The organism is Pantoea sp. BS_8 (assembly GCF_041954965.1).
GTDB lineage: Bacteria > Pseudomonadota > Gammaproteobacteria > Enterobacterales > Enterobacteriaceae > Pantoea > Pantoea stewartii.
Genome location: NZ_JAVAXU010000012.1, coordinates 1 through 14,406 on the forward strand (window position 1 = coordinate 1; position 14,406 = coordinate 14,406).

A 14,406-nucleotide genomic window follows, 5' to 3' on the forward strand; every position below is an offset into this window, starting at 1 on the left:
TCAGGTGAAGAAGCCCCGTACGGAAGTACGGGGCTTTTTTACGTCCGTCGTCCGGGGAGGGCGTGGCCTGCCGGGCCTCTGCGGGCTTCAGGGCAGATCTCTGCCGTCGCCTGCCGGTCATCCTCCCTGGCCCTGACCGTTTACCTTGCCTCTGCATGTATGCGGCCGTCATGACGTTTATCTTCCGACGCCGCCCTCGTACAACCCCATACGACGTCTCAGCCAATACCTGTCAGAGATAACGCGCCATGTATCTCGTTCCCTTAACTGGCCTTTTCCAGCCATGTCATGATAAACGCAGCAACCTCTCCGGGCTGGTTCATATCCACGGTAGGCACATCCGGCTTACGCGAAAGGTCGTCAGTGACAACCGCCACGACATGCTCATCCAGCAGATCGACCAACTCCCCTTTAACACCCGATCGCCAAAGCACGATTTTGGGCACGGGCTCATCTTTGAAGCCTTCCACTAGCACCAAATCCAGTTGCGTACTATCCATTCGTGAGGCTAACGCTCTTAGACTAACGGGCTGCTCTGGCGTTTCACACATCATCGCCCAGCGCCGATCGCTGGCGACAATAACCTGATCGGCACCGGCTTTTCGCAGCCGATAGCTGTCCTTACCTGGCGTATCAACATCCATCTGATGATGCGTATGTTTGATCAGTCCTGCTCGTATTCCCTGCGCTTTCAACAGCGGTATAACCTGCTCAAGCAGCGTGGTTTTACCGGTTCCGCTCCAGGCGACAATTGCTAATAAGGGGACGGGCATGATGATTTCTCCCGATTAACCAGATCGTCAGGCGTATTAATATTGCGGAAAGCTGATTCCGCATCACTGAAAAGTACGGGATGTCCACCCTGTTCACGCATAAATTGCATAAGCCTGCGTTCACCACGTAACAGGCCCGCTTCAAGATCGCCAATCAGCGCCCGATTCATCAGCGCCAGAGTCGGATGATCACGTTCGGATGACTGCACCCAGACAACAGGTGCGCTGTTACGCTGCTGCCAAAGACGCGCAACAAAATCGCCGGGAATATCAGGTGTATCGCACGCGCAAAACGCAACCCACTCAGTAGGACTGTTTCGCAAACCGCTCAGCATACCTGCCAGTGGTCCGGGATAGTCCTGCATGGTGTCAGCCACGACCTGACAACCACTTATCTGATAACGATCAATGTTACGGTTGGCGCTTATTAACACAATGTCTACCTGCGGCTTTAACCGCTGAAGAACATGCTGATAAAGTGGTTTACCTTGCAGCATTATTAACCCTTTATCCTGTCCTCCCATACGGCGACCTTGTCCACCTGCAAGGATTACCCCGGTAATTGCTGTCATTTTCGTCTCCTGACTCAAATCTGGACGATACTCACATTGCGGCAGCGGACCACCTGCATAAAGGAATCATCATGAAAACGCATCGGCTGAGTGAACTGCTCGAACTCCTGCAACCAGCCTGGGAAAAAGAACCTGATCTTAACCTGCTGGCATTTTTACAAAAACTGGCTCAGGCGTCCGGTTTCGTTGGCCCATTAAGTGAATTAAGCGATGACATATTGATTTATCATCTAAAAATGCGTGATTCTGCCAGCCATGATCAGATTCCCGGACTGAAAAAAGATTATGAAGTTGATTTTAAAACGGCGCTGCTGCGTGCACGTGGAGTCATTAAAAATGATGAGTAGTGTTATCCTTAGCCGTTCACAGTAAAGATAAGCACAGGGATAACCATGAGTGATGCCGCCTTTAATTTTCAAACGCTCAATCCAGATGTCCTGCTTGATGCGCTTTGGGAAACAGGTATTCGGGTAGACTCCGGTCTTACTGCCCTGAACAGCTACGAAAACCGCGTTTATCAGTTTAGCGATGATAACAGGCAGCGCTATGTGGCCAAGTTTTACCGACCACAGCGTTGGTCTGCTGAGCAGATTACTGAGGAGCATCAGTTCTCTCACGCTTTACTCGGCGATGAAGTGCCCATTGCTGCGCCCCTGGTTCTTAAGGGTAATACGTTGCAACAGCATGCGGGTTTTTACTTTGCGGTTTTCCCCAGCCTCGGGGGCCGACAATATGAAACCGATAACGACGATCAGATGGAATGGGTTGGGCGCTTCCTGGGCCGCATGCATCAAACTGGCCGAAAAAATCTGTTCCGGCACCGCCCCTCAATGGGGCTTGATGAATATCTGGATCAGCCCCGGGATGTGCTGGCAAACGCTGAACTTGTGCCCGCGTCGCTGCGCAGTGCACTGTCAGAGGCCGTTGATAAGCTGGGTATGACACTCCGTCAATGCTGGCACGACAACTGGCAGCCGTTACGATTACATGGTGATTGCCACCCAGGCAATATCCTGTGGCGGGACGGCCCCCTGTTTGTCGATCTCGACGATGCCCGCAATGGCCCGGCCGTTCAGGATCTGTGGATGTTGATCAGCGGCGATAAGCAGGAGCAGCGGATCCAGTGGGATATTCTGCTGGAAGCCTATAGTGAATTCAGTGATTTCGATATTAACGAATTGTCACTGATTGAACCTTTACGTGCGATGCGCATGATTTATTATCTGGCCTGGGTTGTTCGCCGCTGGCAGGACCCCGCCTTTCCGCGCGCGTTTCCCTGGATGACCGATGAGGATTTTTGGCGCAGGCAAATTTTGCAGTTTATCGAGCAGGAAAAGGTGTTGCGGGAACCCCCGTTGCAGCTGACCCCGCAATTTTAATGACAAGTCAGGAGAGTTTTCCCCAATGAAGAAAATATTTTTTGCACTGATGGGTTTGGTGCTGGCCTTCAGCGCATCTGCTGCACAATTCTCTGAAGGTAAACAATATGTCAGCCTGCCTAAGCCGGTTGCCGGTGAACCGCAGGTCATGGAGTTTTTCTCTTTTTTCTGTCCTCACTGCTACCAGTTTGAAGAAATCTATCATGTCAGTGATGCGGTGAAAAAGAACCTGCCAGCGGATACCAAAATGGTTAAATACCATGTTGATTTCCTGGGCGGCGAGCTGGGGCCGGTTGTCACGCACGCATGGGCTGTGGCCATGGCGCTGGGGGTTGAAGATAAAGTCACGGCACCTATTTTCGACGGTATTCAGAAAACCCAGACCATTACCGATCCCGCCAGTCTGAAAGACGTTTTCATCAAAGCCGCAGGCATTACCTCTGAGCAATATGATTCGGCCTGGAACAGCTTTGCAGTAAAAGCGCTGGTTGCCCAGCAGCAAAAAGCGGCCGCTGATGTGGATCTGCGCGGTGTTCCCGCTATCTTTATTAACGGCAAATACATGGTTAATAACGGTGGACTGGATACGAGCTCAATGGAAAACTTCGTGGCGGATTATGCCAACGTTGTTAAATTCCTGGTCGAAAAGAAATAAGCGTTTTTTGCTATCATCTTCCGCAAAACGCCAGCATTCGCTGGCGTTTTCTTTTGCCATCACTCACCTTATCTCTGCTGGAGTGGAGAAGCACAGTTTTTCTATCCACACAAGCAGACATGCCGTCAAAAATCACGATCACATCACGGTTTTGTTTTAAGTTACTAATTTTAAACAAGTATCATTGCTGGCCGGGATCGCTATGATATAAATAAATGATTGATATGATTTTTACGCACAAAGTTATCCACAGGAAGATCGTTACGATCCAAAAGGCTACAGCACCAAAAAAACAACTTCCCGTTTGTCTTGATTAACCCTTTTCGCCAAGGTGTGGCATCCTTATAGACCAATCCATGGCAACGAAGAATACACAGACATATGGCGCAAATAGCAGAAAACCCCCTGATTTTGGTTGATGGCTCATCCTATCTTTATCGCGCGTACCACGCTTTCCCGCCGCTGACGAACAGTGCAGGAGAGCCTACCGGTGCTATGTATGGCGTGCTGAACATGCTTAAAAGCCTGTTGGTTCAATACAGCCCTACACATGTTGCTGTGGTGTTTGATGCTAAAGGCAAAACCTTCAGGGATGAGCTGTTTGAACATTACAAATCTCATCGCCCGCCCATGCCCGACGATCTGCGGTCACAGATTGAGCCGTTACACGAAATGGTGCGTGCGATGGGATTGCCTCTGCTGGCCGTCAGCGGTGTCGAAGCGGATGATGTGATTGGTACGCTGGCGTTAGAAGCGGAAAAAAAGGGTTACTCTGTCCTTATCAGTACGGGCGACAAAGATATGGCGCAGCTGGTGACGCCAGCGATAACGTTAATCAATACGATGAATAACACCATTCTTGGGCCGGAAGAAGTTGAGCAAAAGTATGGTGTGCCACCCGCCTTGATCATCGATTTTCTGGCGATGATGGGCGACAGCTCAGATAACATTCCAGGCGTACCAGGCGTGGGTGAAAAAACGGCTCAGGCCCTGCTACAGGGACTGGGAGGGATGCAGTCGATCTACGATAATCTCGATAAAGTTGCCGATCTTTCATTCCGTGGTGCCAAAACTATGGCCACAAAGCTGGAACAAAACCGCGAGGTGGCGTTTCTCTCCTATCAACTTGCGACCATTAAAACGGATGTGGCGCTGGATCAGCCTTGTGAGGCGCTTACCGTCGGTGAACCGGATATTCAGGCCTTGCAGGCGCTGTTTAGCCGTTACGAGTTCAGGCGCTGGTTGACCGACCTGCAAGAGGGAAAATGGCTGCAGGGTAAGAAAAGCAACCGACAGGCCCAACAGGTTCTTGTCGATGAGCCTGTAAAGGCGGAAGCCACAAGCGTCTTGTCTGCCGAGGGTTATGTCACCATCCTGGATCAGCAAACACTGGACAACTGGGTTGAGAAGCTGAAAAAAAGCGACGTTTTCGCGTTTGACCTTGAAACCGATGCGCTGGACACGTTAACAGCCAACATTGTGGGTCTCAGTTTCGCCATCGCGCCAGGCGAAGCGGCCTATCTTCCTGTCGCGCATGATTATCTTGATGCGCCCGAGCAGCTTGATCGCGATGCGGTGCTCGCACAGCTCAAACCGCTGCTGGAAGATCCTGATGTGAGCAAAGTGGGGCAAAACCTCAAGTACGATCGCGGTGTCCTTAAGAACTACGATATTGAGTTAGCAGGCATTAAATATGACACCATGCTTGAGTCGTACATCCTGAACAGTGTGGTGGGCAAGCATGATATGGACAGCCTGTCGGCACGCTGGTTGAATCATAAAACGGTCACCTTCGAAGAGATCGCCGGTAAGGGTAAAAATCAGCTTACGTTTAATCAGATTGCCCTTGAGCAGGCTGCGCATTATGCGGCAGAAGATGCTGACGTCACGTTGCAGTTGCACCTGAAGATGTGGCCTGAGCTTGAAAAAGAAGCCGGCCCGAAAAAGGTGTTCGAACAGATCGAGATGCCGTTGCTCAGGGTCATTTCGCGCATTGAGCGTAATGGCGTGTTGATCGATCAGGCCATCTTAGCGCAGCACTCAAAAGAGCTGACAGCGCGCCTGGCTGAACTGGAACGTGAAGCGCATGAACTGGCGGGCGAGCCGTTTAATCTCTCTTCCACGAAGCAGCTGCAGGTCATCCTGTTTGAAAAGCAGGGCATCAAGCCCACCAAGAAAACGCCGGGTGGTGCGCCGTCGACCAGCGAAGAAGTGCTGGCAGAGCTGGCGCTGGACTATCCATTACCGAAAGTCATTCTGGAGCACCGTGGGCTGTCAAAACTCAAGTCCACGTACACCGATAAGCTGCCGTTGATGATCAATCCTGTAACCGGCCGTGTGCATACGTCTTACCATCAGGCCGTCACCGCGACCGGACGTTTATCATCTACCGATCCTAATCTGCAAAACATCCCGGTGCGGAATGACGAAGGACGGCGCATTCGCCAGGCCTTCGTAGCAGGCAAGGGCAACCGCATCGTCGCGGCGGACTACTCGCAGATTGAACTGCGTATCATGGCCCATCTGTCGCAGGATAAAGGCCTGCTGGACGCGTTCTCGCAGGGAGAAGATATCCACCGGGCTACCGCAGCGGAAGTGTTTGGCGTACCGCTCAGTAAGGTGACGGGTGAACAACGTCGCAGCGCGAAGGCCATCAACTTTGGTCTCATCTACGGTATGAGTGCATTTGGCTTATCCCGCCAGCTGAATATCGGTGCAGGTGAGGCGAAGAAATATATGGATCTGTACTTCGAGCGCTATCCAGGCGTCCTGCGCTACATGGAAAATACGCGTCAGCTCGCCGCGAGTAACGGTTATGTCGAAACGCTGGACGGGCGTCGCCTGTGGTTGCCTGACATCAAGTCCAGCAATGCGATACGACGTAAAGCGGCAGAACGCGCCGCAATCAATGCCCCCATGCAAGGAACGGCGGCCGATATCATTAAACGCGCGATGATCGCGGTTGATAACTGGTTACAGGAACAGCGAAGCGACGCAGTGAAGATGATTATGCAGGTGCACGATGAACTGGTGTTCGAAATCAAAGAGGAGGCCGTTGAAGCGGCCAGTAAGCAGATTCGTACGCTAATGGAAGGCAGTATGGCGCTGGATGTGCCCTTACTGGTTGAAGTTGGGGTAGGGGATAACTGGGAGCAGGCACACTAGGTAAGCAACCGGCGCTGACGTGATGCGTTAGCGCCCGGTGAGAAACGTTGCCCGTTCAACCATTCAGGTTTTCTCAGCATCATGAAGGAATGACTGACTCTGCCTCCACCATTTTTTTGATAATTTAACTACATGTCATCTTCATTTTTGTGACGAGCATAGTAAAAAAAGTGGCGGAAAATGAATGGGAGTAACAAAAAAACCTTTGTTGCTCACAAAAAATCAGGTAAAGTTCGAGGCGTAGGGTACAGAGGTAAGATGTTCTATCTTTCAGACCTTTTACTTCACGTAATCGGATTTGGCTGAATTTAGCCGCCCCAGTCATTCTGTGACTGGGGCGTTTTTTATTGGGCTTTTTGCCCGGCCTTATGCGTCACTGTCCTGATCGTCCACTGCGGGTTCCAGTTCACTAAACCAGCTATTCAGCTTGTGGCGCACTTTATCAACGCCAATCTTTTTCAGCGATGAGAAAACCTCCACCTGCACATCTCCCATGAAAGCCAGCGAGGCTTCCTTCACCATATTAAGCTGGGCCTTACGTGCGCCAGATGCGAGCTTGTCGGCTTTCGTCAGCAGCAGCAAAACAGGAATACCGCTGTCAACGGCCCACTGAATCATTTGCTGATCCAAATCTTTAAGAGGGTGACGAATATCCATCAGTACTACCAGGCCTTTTAATGCCTGGCGTTTTTGCAGATATTCTCCCAGTGCCCGCTGCCACTTGAGTTTCATCTCTTCCGGTACTTCGGCATAGCCATAACCGGGTAGATCGACGAGGCGCTTACCTTCGGCCACCTCAAACAGGTTAATCAACTGCGTACGACCGGGCGTTTTACTGGTACGCGCCAGGCTTTTTTGGTTGGTTAACGTGTTTAAAGCGCTGGATTTCCCCGCATTAGAACGGCCAGCGAACGCCACTTCAATGCCGGTATCAGAAGGTAAATGGCGGATATCAGGCGCGCTAAGGATGAAGCGGGTGACATGGTAATTCAGTTCAGACAAGGTAGTACTCCAGAAACGCATTAGGGCAATGGCGCTGATTATACGCATTATGGCGGGAAAGTGCTCAATACCATTGTTCAGGGCTCCCTGTAAGACATTTGCCATAAATCTTGCAGGTTATGTCGCTTTTTAATTAAAAAATTAAAAAAATAAATGATTAAAATTCAGTGAATTATACTAAAGTACAGGTTTTTCGCTCAAACACCATACAAGTATTACTTGAGCCTTTTACCAATTGGTCTACATTATTCAGCAGTGCAGGACAGCATTCATCAGGATGATGCGCTCAGGAACGTTGGGATAACGAAGAGCGACAGGAAAGGAAATGGTCAGGGATTGCGGACCAGAAAAGGAAAAGGATGAGCTCCGGAGTTGAGCAGGCGCAGGATTAACCGGGATGTTGTGAGCCGAAACGGATTTGAAACATGATTCCTTCTGCCGAAGGTATGAAATAAGGCGACAGCTTGAGCTGTCGCCTTTTTTCTTTGTCTGGTTTCTGCTAGATTTCGCCGCAATTCTATACTGAATAAAAAACACCGGAACCCAAGATTATGAAGCAACCTGCAAGCGCGGCGAAGGGCAAGCCTGTCGCCAAAGCAAAACGTAAATCGCGTGAAGAGATCAATAACGAAGCGCGCGATCGTAAACGCGATAAAAAGCATCGTGGCCATGCGTCAGGCAGCCGTGCTAACCCGCAAGCGCAGAGCAGCAACGGTAAGCAAGCGGCCCCGGCAAAAGATCCGCGTATCGGCAGTAAAAAGCCGGTGTCGTTAATCGTTGCCGACAACGCTGCACCCGCAAAAACCAAAAAAGTGACGGCAAAACCGGCGAAGCAGAAAGTGGTGCTGACACCGGAAGAAGAGCTGGCGCAGTTAGAGAACAGCGAGCGTCTTGATGCGCTACTGGACCGCCTTGAGAAAGGCGAAACGCTGTCATCTGAGGATCAGGGCTGGCTTGATGTCACGCTGGATCGCATTGATGAACTGATGGAACAGCTCGGCATCGCGATGGACGAGGAAGACGATCCGGAGGCGGAAGAAGATATGTACCGCCTGCTTAAAGGGCATTAAGCCGTCTTTGATCGGCATGCGTAAATGCGCATGCCTGGTTTAACAGGTAAACGACAATGTTTTGGCCTGGATCAATTTTCGTGCTTTTGATGACATGTTATCTCCTGTGGTTATTGTTTAAACTACAACGACTGTCGCGTCTGAAGCAGCGTTTACGGCGGGTTTCCTCCCGCACTCCTCTCTTTCCTTCTGCATCGCGGCCTTTCCCACAGCGAGGTAAACGGAAGGAGTCAGCATGTCAGCGACACAAATCGACTGGGACCAGGCATTAATTGAAAAATACAATGCGGCGGGTCCGCGCTATACCTCTTATCCCACCGCGTTAGCGTTCAGCGAGACCTTTACAGACGCTGATTTTCAACGTGCCACTGAACGTTATCCGCAACGCGCGCTGTCGCTCTATGTTCATATCCCGTTCTGTCATCGCCTGTGCTATTTCTGTGGCTGCAATAAGGTTGTCACGCGTCACTTACATAAAGCCGACCGCTATCTGAACGCGCTGGAACAGGAGATTGTCGCCCGCGCGCCACTGTTTCGTGATCGTCGCGTCACTCAACTGCACTGGGGCGGCGGCACGCCGACATTTTTGAATAAGCAGCAGGTTAGCCGGCTGATGGCGCTGCTGAAACAGCATTTCACCTTCGAGGATGACGCGGAGATGTCGATCGAGGTCGATCCGCGTGAAATTGAACTGGAGATGATCGATCATCTCCGGACGTGCGGTTTTAATCGCCTGAGCATGGGCGTACAGGACTTTAACAAGGCGGTGCAGGAACGAGTTAACCGGGTGCAGGATGAGGACGTGATTTTTGCCCTGATGGCACGGGCACGTGAGCAGGGGTTTCGTTCAACCAGCATCGACCTGATTTACGGTCTGCCGCTGCAAACACCGGAAAGCTTTGCTTTTACGCTGCAGCGGGTTATCGCGCTGGATCCCGATCGACTGAGCGTTTTTAACTATGCGCATCTTCCGTCACTCTTTGCCGCACAGCGAAAAATTAAAGAAAATGAACTGCCCTCGGCGCAACAGAAGCTGGCTATCCTGCAGCAGAGCATTACAACGCTCACCCGGCATGGCTACCAGTTCATCGGTATGGACCACTTTGCTAAACCGCAGGACGAGCTGGCGGTGGCTCAGCGCGAGGGGAACCTGCACCGCAATTTTCAGGGTTATACCACCCAGGGCGACTGCGATTTACTCGGTCTGGGCGTCTCCGCCATTAGCATGATCGGCGACCGCTACGCGCAAAACCAGAAAAGCCTGAATGAATGGTACAGCCAGGTTGAAAAACAGGGCCATGCCTTGTGGCGGGGATTCACGCTCAGTCAGGACGATTGCCTGCGCCGCGATGTGATCAAAACGCTTATCTGCAACTTTGCGCTCGATTTCAGCGCGACAGAAACGCAGTGGAATATCACCTTCGACAGCTATTTTGCCGAAGAGCTGGCGCGGTTAAAACCGCTGATTGCGGATGGGCTGGTGGTGCAAAACGCGACAGGCCTGAAAGTGACAGGAACAGGACGACTGCTGATTCGCCATATTTGTATGTGTTTTGATGCTTACCTGCGACAAAAGACGCAACCGCAGCCCTATTCGCGTGTGATTTAACCGCCGGAACAGCACAGGCTGTTCCGGCGGAATGGCTTATTCCATGCCCAGTTCTTTCAGCTTACGTGTCAGCGTATTCCTTCCCCAACCCAGCAAACGCGCGGCTTCCTGTTTGTGACCCTGCGTGTGGCGCAGTGCAGTCGTCAGAAGCGTGCGTTCCATTTCCGGCTGTGCTTCTGACAGCAGGTTTTGATGACCGGAACGCAAGGCACGATCGGCCCATTGTGCCAGCAGGGTTGCCCAGCTGTCGGGAAGCGACTGCGTGGGGCTTTCCGGCGTACTGGATTCGAATAGCTCCGGTGGTAAATCCTGAATCAGCACTTCCTGACCGGCGGCCATCACCGTTAACCAACGGCAGGTATTCTCCAACTGACGCACGTTACCCGACCAGTGCAAACGGGTCAGCGCGGTCTCGGTCTCCGCATGCAGGATCTTGGCTTCCACACCAAGCTCGCGTGCGGCCACCTGCAGGAAATAACGGGCCAGACGGGGGATATCTTCACGACGCTCACGCAGCGGCGGCAAATGCACGCGGATGACATTCAGGCGGTGAAACAAGTCTTCACGGAACTTGCCTTCCTGTACCCGCAGTTCAAGGTTCTGGTGCGTAGCGGCAATGATGCGCACGTCCACTTTGACCGGTGCATAGCCACCGACGCGGTAAAACTGCCCGTCTGCCAGTACGCGCAGCAGGCGCGTCTGAACATCCAGCGGCATATCACCAATTTCATCTAAAAACAGCGTCCCACCGTCGGCCTGTTCAAAACGTCCCTGACGAATCTGATTCGCACCGGTAAAGGCCCCTTTTTCATGGCCAAACAGTTCCGACTCAATTAAATCCTTAGGGATCGCCGCCATGTTGAGGGCAATAAACGGCGCTTTACTGCGAGGACTGTGGCGGTGCAGTGCGTGCGCTACCAACTCTTTACCTGTACCCGATTCCCCGTTGATCAGCACGCTAATCGACGAACGGGAGAGACGGCCGATAATACGGAACACGTCCTGCATGGCGGGCGCTTCACCGATAATATCGGTGGTGGGGCCGCTTACCGGTTGATTACGTGGCTGCTGTTGCTCCTGATAGTGACTGATGGCACGTTCAACCAGCGCGACCGCTTCGTCGATATCGAACGGTTTGGGCAGGTAATCGAACGCGCCTTGCTGATAGGCGCTTACCGCGGCATCCAGGTCGGAATGCGCTGTCATGATGATAACCGGAAGCATGGGATGGCGCTGTTTGATTTGTTTTAGCAGAGCCAGCCCGTCCATACCCGGCATACGGATATCAGACAATAAAACGTCCGGGGTTTTTGTTGCGAGTGCATTGAGCACGTCGTTCGCGCTGTCAAAAGTGGCACAGCTTAAACCGGCTCCAGTGAGCGCGCGTTCAAGCACCCAGCGGATGGAGCTATCGTCATCGACGATCCAGACTATCCCTCGTTGCATAGAAACCTCACTGGCGAATAGGCAGGTAAACCGAAAACTCGGTATGACCCGGCCAACTGTTGAACTCAATTTTTCCCGAATGCTGATCAATCAGGCTACGGGCAATAGAAAGGCCTAAGCCGGTACCGCCTTCCCGTCCGCTTACCATTGGATAGAACAGCGTATCCTGCAGCTGGGCTGGAATACCGGGGCCGTCATCTTCGATATCAATGCGGGCAACCAGACGATAACGTGTGCCATGCAGTGTTAACTGGAAGGCTGTACGGGTTCGAATCACGATTGTGCCGCCGTCTTCGCCTAACGCCTGCAGCGCATTGCGCACGACGTTCAGCAATACCTGCTCAATCTGATCGGGATCGTGCGGTAATTCCGGCAGGCTGGGATCGTAATCGCGAACCAGCGATACATTTTCTGGCAACTCCATCGAAACCAGGTTAACGACACGTTCCGCTACCTGATGAATACTCTGGGTAATATGCATACCGGGCTGTTGCGGCCCCAGTAAGCGATCGACCAGATTTCGCAGGCGATCTGCCTGTTCAATAATGACTTTGGTATATTCATTCAGGGCAGGGTCCGGCAGGGCGCGTGACAAAAGCTGCGCCGCGCCGCGCAATCCACCTAGCGGATTTTTAATCTCATGGGCCAGCCCGCGGACCAGATCGCGTGCGGCCACCTGCTGAGCATGCTGCAGCTGTTCCTGACTCAGGCGACGCTGATTATCCATCGGTGCCATTTCCAGCAGAATCAACCCATCAGGCAGGCGCTGTGCCGTGAGCGACATAATGTGCGCCCGGCCATCCACGACCAGAGTAACTTCGCTGTCAGTAAAGCCCTGGCCCGCCTCAAGACTTTCGCGCATGACCTCGACATTCAGCGAAAAGTAGCCGGTTAATTCAGGTAACGGCGTGCCGAACAATTTACGTGAGCTTTGCGCCAGTAATTGCTGTGCCGCCGGGTTGGCATAATGGATCGCCAAATCGGTATCCACCAACAAAATACTGTTGATTAAGGTATTGAGAATCTGCCCGGCGTCGGGCAGGGAGGCAGTTGCCATACAGCGTTCCTCTGCACTAATTTAGTGCATTGTAGTCTTTAAGCCGGAATTAAAGCGAATGAACGATGAATTCGCGGAGAAAAAAGCCCATCCGAAGATGGGCTAAAGTTTCCACGGCAACAAAAAAACGTTTCAGGTTAAGCGTGCCGCAATTGCAATCTTTCAATGCGGCACCCATTTTGCTGACTCTGAAATTAGACGCTGTAGTACAGTTCGAACTCAACCGGATGTGGCGTCATGCGCACACGGTCGTTCTCTGATTTACGCAGCTCGATGTAAGCATCGATCGCGTCGTCAGTGAAGACGCCGCCACGGGTCAGGAACTCGCGGTCTTCGTTCAGTGCATTCAGCGCTTCTTCCAGTGAACCTGCAACTTTTGGAATCTCAGCTTCTTCTTCCGGTGGCAGGTCATACAGGTTTTTATCCATCGCATCACCAGGATGGATTTTGTTGATGATGCCATCCAGGCCAGCCATCAGCAGTGCAGTAAACGCCAGGTACGGGTTAGCCGCTGGGTCCGGGAAGCGCGCTTCAATACGACGTGCTTTCGGGCTGGCAACAACCGGGATACGGATTGATGCAGAACGGTTACGGGCAGAGTAAGCCAGCATAACCGGTGCTTCATAACCCGGAACCAGACGCTTGTAAGAGTTGGTGGTTGGGTTGGCCAGGGCGTTGATTGCTTTTGCGTGCTTGATGATACCGCCGATGTAGAACAGCGCGGTTTCAGACAGGCCGCCGTATTTGTCACCAGAGAACAGGTTTTGTCCGCCTTTAGACAGAGACATGTGGCAGTGCATACCTGAACCGTTGTCACCAAACATTGGCTTCGGCATAAAGGTTGCCGTTTTGCCGTAAGCATGCGCCACGTTGTGCACAACATATTTGTAGATCTGAATTTCGTCAGCTTTTTTGGTCATGGTATTGAAGCGGGTTGCCACTTCGTTCTGACCCGCTGTCGCAACTTCGTGGTGATGAGCTTCAACAACCAGACCCATTTGCTCCATTGTCAGACACATAGCAGAACGGATGTCCTGTGATGAATCGACCGGTGGAACCGGGAAGTAGCCGCCTTTCAGACCTGGACGGTGACCTTTGTTACCGCCTTCGTATTCTTTGCCGGTGTTCCAGGCCGCTTCGATATCATCGATAGCGACGTGTGAACCAGAGGTTGACGAACCGAAACGGATATCGTCGAACAGGAAGAATTCTGGCTCGGGTCCAAACAGAACGGTATCAGCGATGCCTGAAGAACGCAGATAGTCTTCAGCGCGCTTTGCGATAGAGCGTGGATCGCGGTCATAGCCTTGCATGGTGCCAGGCTCAAGGATGTCACAGCGAATGATCAGTGTTGAATCTTCAAAGAACGGATCCATAACTGCCGTGGTTGCATCCGGCATCAGTACCATGTCTGATTCGTTAATGCCTTTCCAGCCGCCGATGGAAGAGCCATCGAACATTTTGCCTTCTTCGAAGAAGTCAGCGTTAACCTGGTGAGCCGGAATAGTAACGTGCTGTTCTTTACCTTTGGTATCGGTAAAACGCAGGTCAACAAACTTAACTTCGTGCTCGTTCATCATCGAGAGAACGTGTTCAGCGGACATACTCAACTCTCCTGGAAATGGTCATTGTCTACATGGTGAGAACCGGGTGAGGAAATGTGCGACATGTGTCAGCC

Annotated in this window: 12 protein-coding genes; 6 read left to right on the top strand and 6 right to left on the bottom strand. The window is 52.0% G+C overall.

What is annotated here, in order from left to right:
• Window positions 1-263 precede the first annotated feature (263 nt).
• Both mobB and mobA read right to left on the bottom strand, forming a co-directional pair.
• Window positions 264-773, bottom strand: a complete 510-nt coding sequence (gene mobB / locus RAC65_RS18435; RefSeq protein ID WP_039342398.1) for a molybdopterin-guanine dinucleotide biosynthesis protein MobB — start codon at window positions 771-773, stop codon at window positions 264-266.
• Window positions 755-1,345, bottom strand: coding sequence for a molybdenum cofactor guanylyltransferase MobA (gene mobA / locus RAC65_RS18440; RefSeq protein WP_375097018.1), 591 nt, complete (start codon window positions 1,343-1,345; stop codon window positions 755-757). The genes mobB and mobA overlap by 19 nt, the downstream gene beginning before the upstream one ends.
• Window positions 1,346-1,416: 71 nt before the next feature.
• On the opposite strand from mobA, the gene RAC65_RS18445 reads away from it, so the two are divergent.
• The 4 genes from RAC65_RS18445 to polA all read left to right on the top strand — a co-directional run bounded on the left by RAC65_RS18445 (window position 1,417) and on the right by polA (window position 6,544).
• Window positions 1,417-1,692 (top strand): YihD family protein, encoded by a 276-nt coding sequence (locus RAC65_RS18445; protein WP_006121318.1) that lies wholly within the window; start codon window positions 1,417-1,419, stop codon window positions 1,690-1,692.
• A 45-nt stretch (window positions 1,693-1,737) separates the two neighbouring features.
• Window positions 1,738-2,724: a serine/threonine protein kinase gene (locus tag RAC65_RS18450; protein WP_325993102.1), complete on the top strand. Its 987-nt coding sequence runs from the start codon at window positions 1,738-1,740 to the stop codon at window positions 2,722-2,724.
• Window positions 2,725-2,749: 25 nt separating this feature from the next.
• Entirely contained in the window at window positions 2,750-3,379 is a 630-nt protein-coding gene (gene dsbA / locus RAC65_RS18455; RefSeq protein ID WP_006121321.1) for a thiol:disulfide interchange protein DsbA, read from the top strand.
• A 381-nt stretch (window positions 3,380-3,760) separates the two neighbouring features.
• On the top strand, window positions 3,761-6,544 hold the full coding sequence (polA, locus tag RAC65_RS18460) for a DNA polymerase I (RefSeq protein ID WP_375097019.1): 2,784 nt from the start codon (window positions 3,761-3,763) through the stop codon (window positions 6,542-6,544).
• A 366-nt stretch (window positions 6,545-6,910) separates the two neighbouring features.
• Here the strand turns inward: polA and yihA are convergent, their stop codons facing one another.
• The gene (gene yihA / locus RAC65_RS18465) at window positions 6,911-7,546 is read right to left on the bottom strand and encodes a ribosome biogenesis GTP-binding protein YihA/YsxC (RefSeq protein ID WP_006121326.1); all 636 of its coding nucleotides are present in this window, start codon (window positions 7,544-7,546) and stop codon (window positions 6,911-6,913) included.
• 551 nt (window positions 7,547-8,097) lie between these two features.
• On the opposite strand from yihA, the gene yihI reads away from it, so the two are divergent.
• Window positions 8,098-8,616 carry a Der GTPase-activating protein YihI gene (gene yihI, locus RAC65_RS18470; RefSeq protein ID WP_033738025.1) on the top strand — a complete coding sequence of 173 codons (519 nt, stop codon included), beginning with the start codon at window positions 8,098-8,100 and terminating at the stop codon, window positions 8,614-8,616.
• Window positions 8,617-8,851: 235 nt separating this feature from the next.
• Window positions 8,852-10,225: an oxygen-independent coproporphyrinogen III oxidase gene (gene hemN / locus RAC65_RS18475; RefSeq protein ID WP_375097020.1), complete on the top strand. Its 1,374-nt coding sequence runs from the start codon at window positions 8,852-8,854 to the stop codon at window positions 10,223-10,225.
• 36 nt (window positions 10,226-10,261) lie between these two features.
• Here hemN and glnG read toward each other — a convergent pair whose 3' ends face one another.
• From glnG to glnA, 3 genes are all read right to left on the bottom strand, one after another.
• Window positions 10,262-11,671 carry a nitrogen regulation protein NR(I) gene (gene glnG / locus RAC65_RS18480; protein WP_006121329.1) on the bottom strand — a complete coding sequence of 470 codons (1,410 nt, stop codon included), beginning with the start codon at window positions 11,669-11,671 and terminating at the stop codon, window positions 10,262-10,264.
• Between the two features lie 7 nt (window positions 11,672-11,678).
• Window positions 11,679-12,728 (bottom strand): nitrogen regulation protein NR(II), encoded by a 1,050-nt coding sequence (glnL, locus tag RAC65_RS18485; RefSeq protein ID WP_033738029.1) that lies wholly within the window; start codon window positions 12,726-12,728, stop codon window positions 11,679-11,681.
• A 194-nt stretch (window positions 12,729-12,922) separates the two neighbouring features.
• On the bottom strand, window positions 12,923-14,332 hold the full coding sequence (gene glnA / locus RAC65_RS18490; RefSeq protein ID WP_006121331.1) for a glutamate--ammonia ligase: 1,410 nt from the start codon (window positions 14,330-14,332) through the stop codon (window positions 12,923-12,925).
• Window positions 14,333-14,406: the final 74 nt, after the last annotated feature.

Excerpts from the sequence above, each read along its gene's own strand:
- yihI (WP_033738025.1), top strand. The coding sequence starts at position 8,098 with ATGAAGCAACCTGCAAGCGCGGCGAAGGGCAAGCCTGTCGCCAAAGCA.
- mobA (WP_375097018.1), bottom strand. The coding sequence starts at position 1,345 with ATGACAGCAATTACCGGGGTAATCCTTGCAGGTGGACAAGGTCGCCGT.
- glnL (WP_033738029.1), bottom strand. The coding sequence starts at position 12,728 with ATGGCAACTGCCTCCCTGCCCGACGCCGGGCAGATTCTCAATACCTTA.
- mobB (WP_039342398.1), bottom strand. The coding sequence starts at position 773 with ATGCCCGTCCCCTTATTAGCAATTGTCGCCTGGAGCGGAACCGGTAAA.
- glnG (WP_006121329.1), bottom strand. The coding sequence starts at position 11,671 with ATGCAACGAGGGATAGTCTGGATCGTCGATGACGATAGCTCCATCCGC.
- RAC65_RS18445 (WP_006121318.1), top strand. The coding sequence starts at position 1,417 with ATGAAAACGCATCGGCTGAGTGAACTGCTCGAACTCCTGCAACCAGCC.
- polA (WP_375097019.1), top strand. The coding sequence starts at position 3,761 with ATGGCGCAAATAGCAGAAAACCCCCTGATTTTGGTTGATGGCTCATCC.
- glnA (WP_006121331.1), bottom strand. The coding sequence starts at position 14,332 with ATGTCCGCTGAACACGTTCTCTCGATGATGAACGAGCACGAAGTTAAG.
- RAC65_RS18450 (WP_325993102.1), top strand. The coding sequence starts at position 1,738 with ATGAGTGATGCCGCCTTTAATTTTCAAACGCTCAATCCAGATGTCCTG.
- hemN (WP_375097020.1), top strand. The coding sequence starts at position 8,852 with ATGTCAGCGACACAAATCGACTGGGACCAGGCATTAATTGAAAAATAC.
- dsbA (WP_006121321.1), top strand. The coding sequence starts at position 2,750 with ATGAAGAAAATATTTTTTGCACTGATGGGTTTGGTGCTGGCCTTCAGC.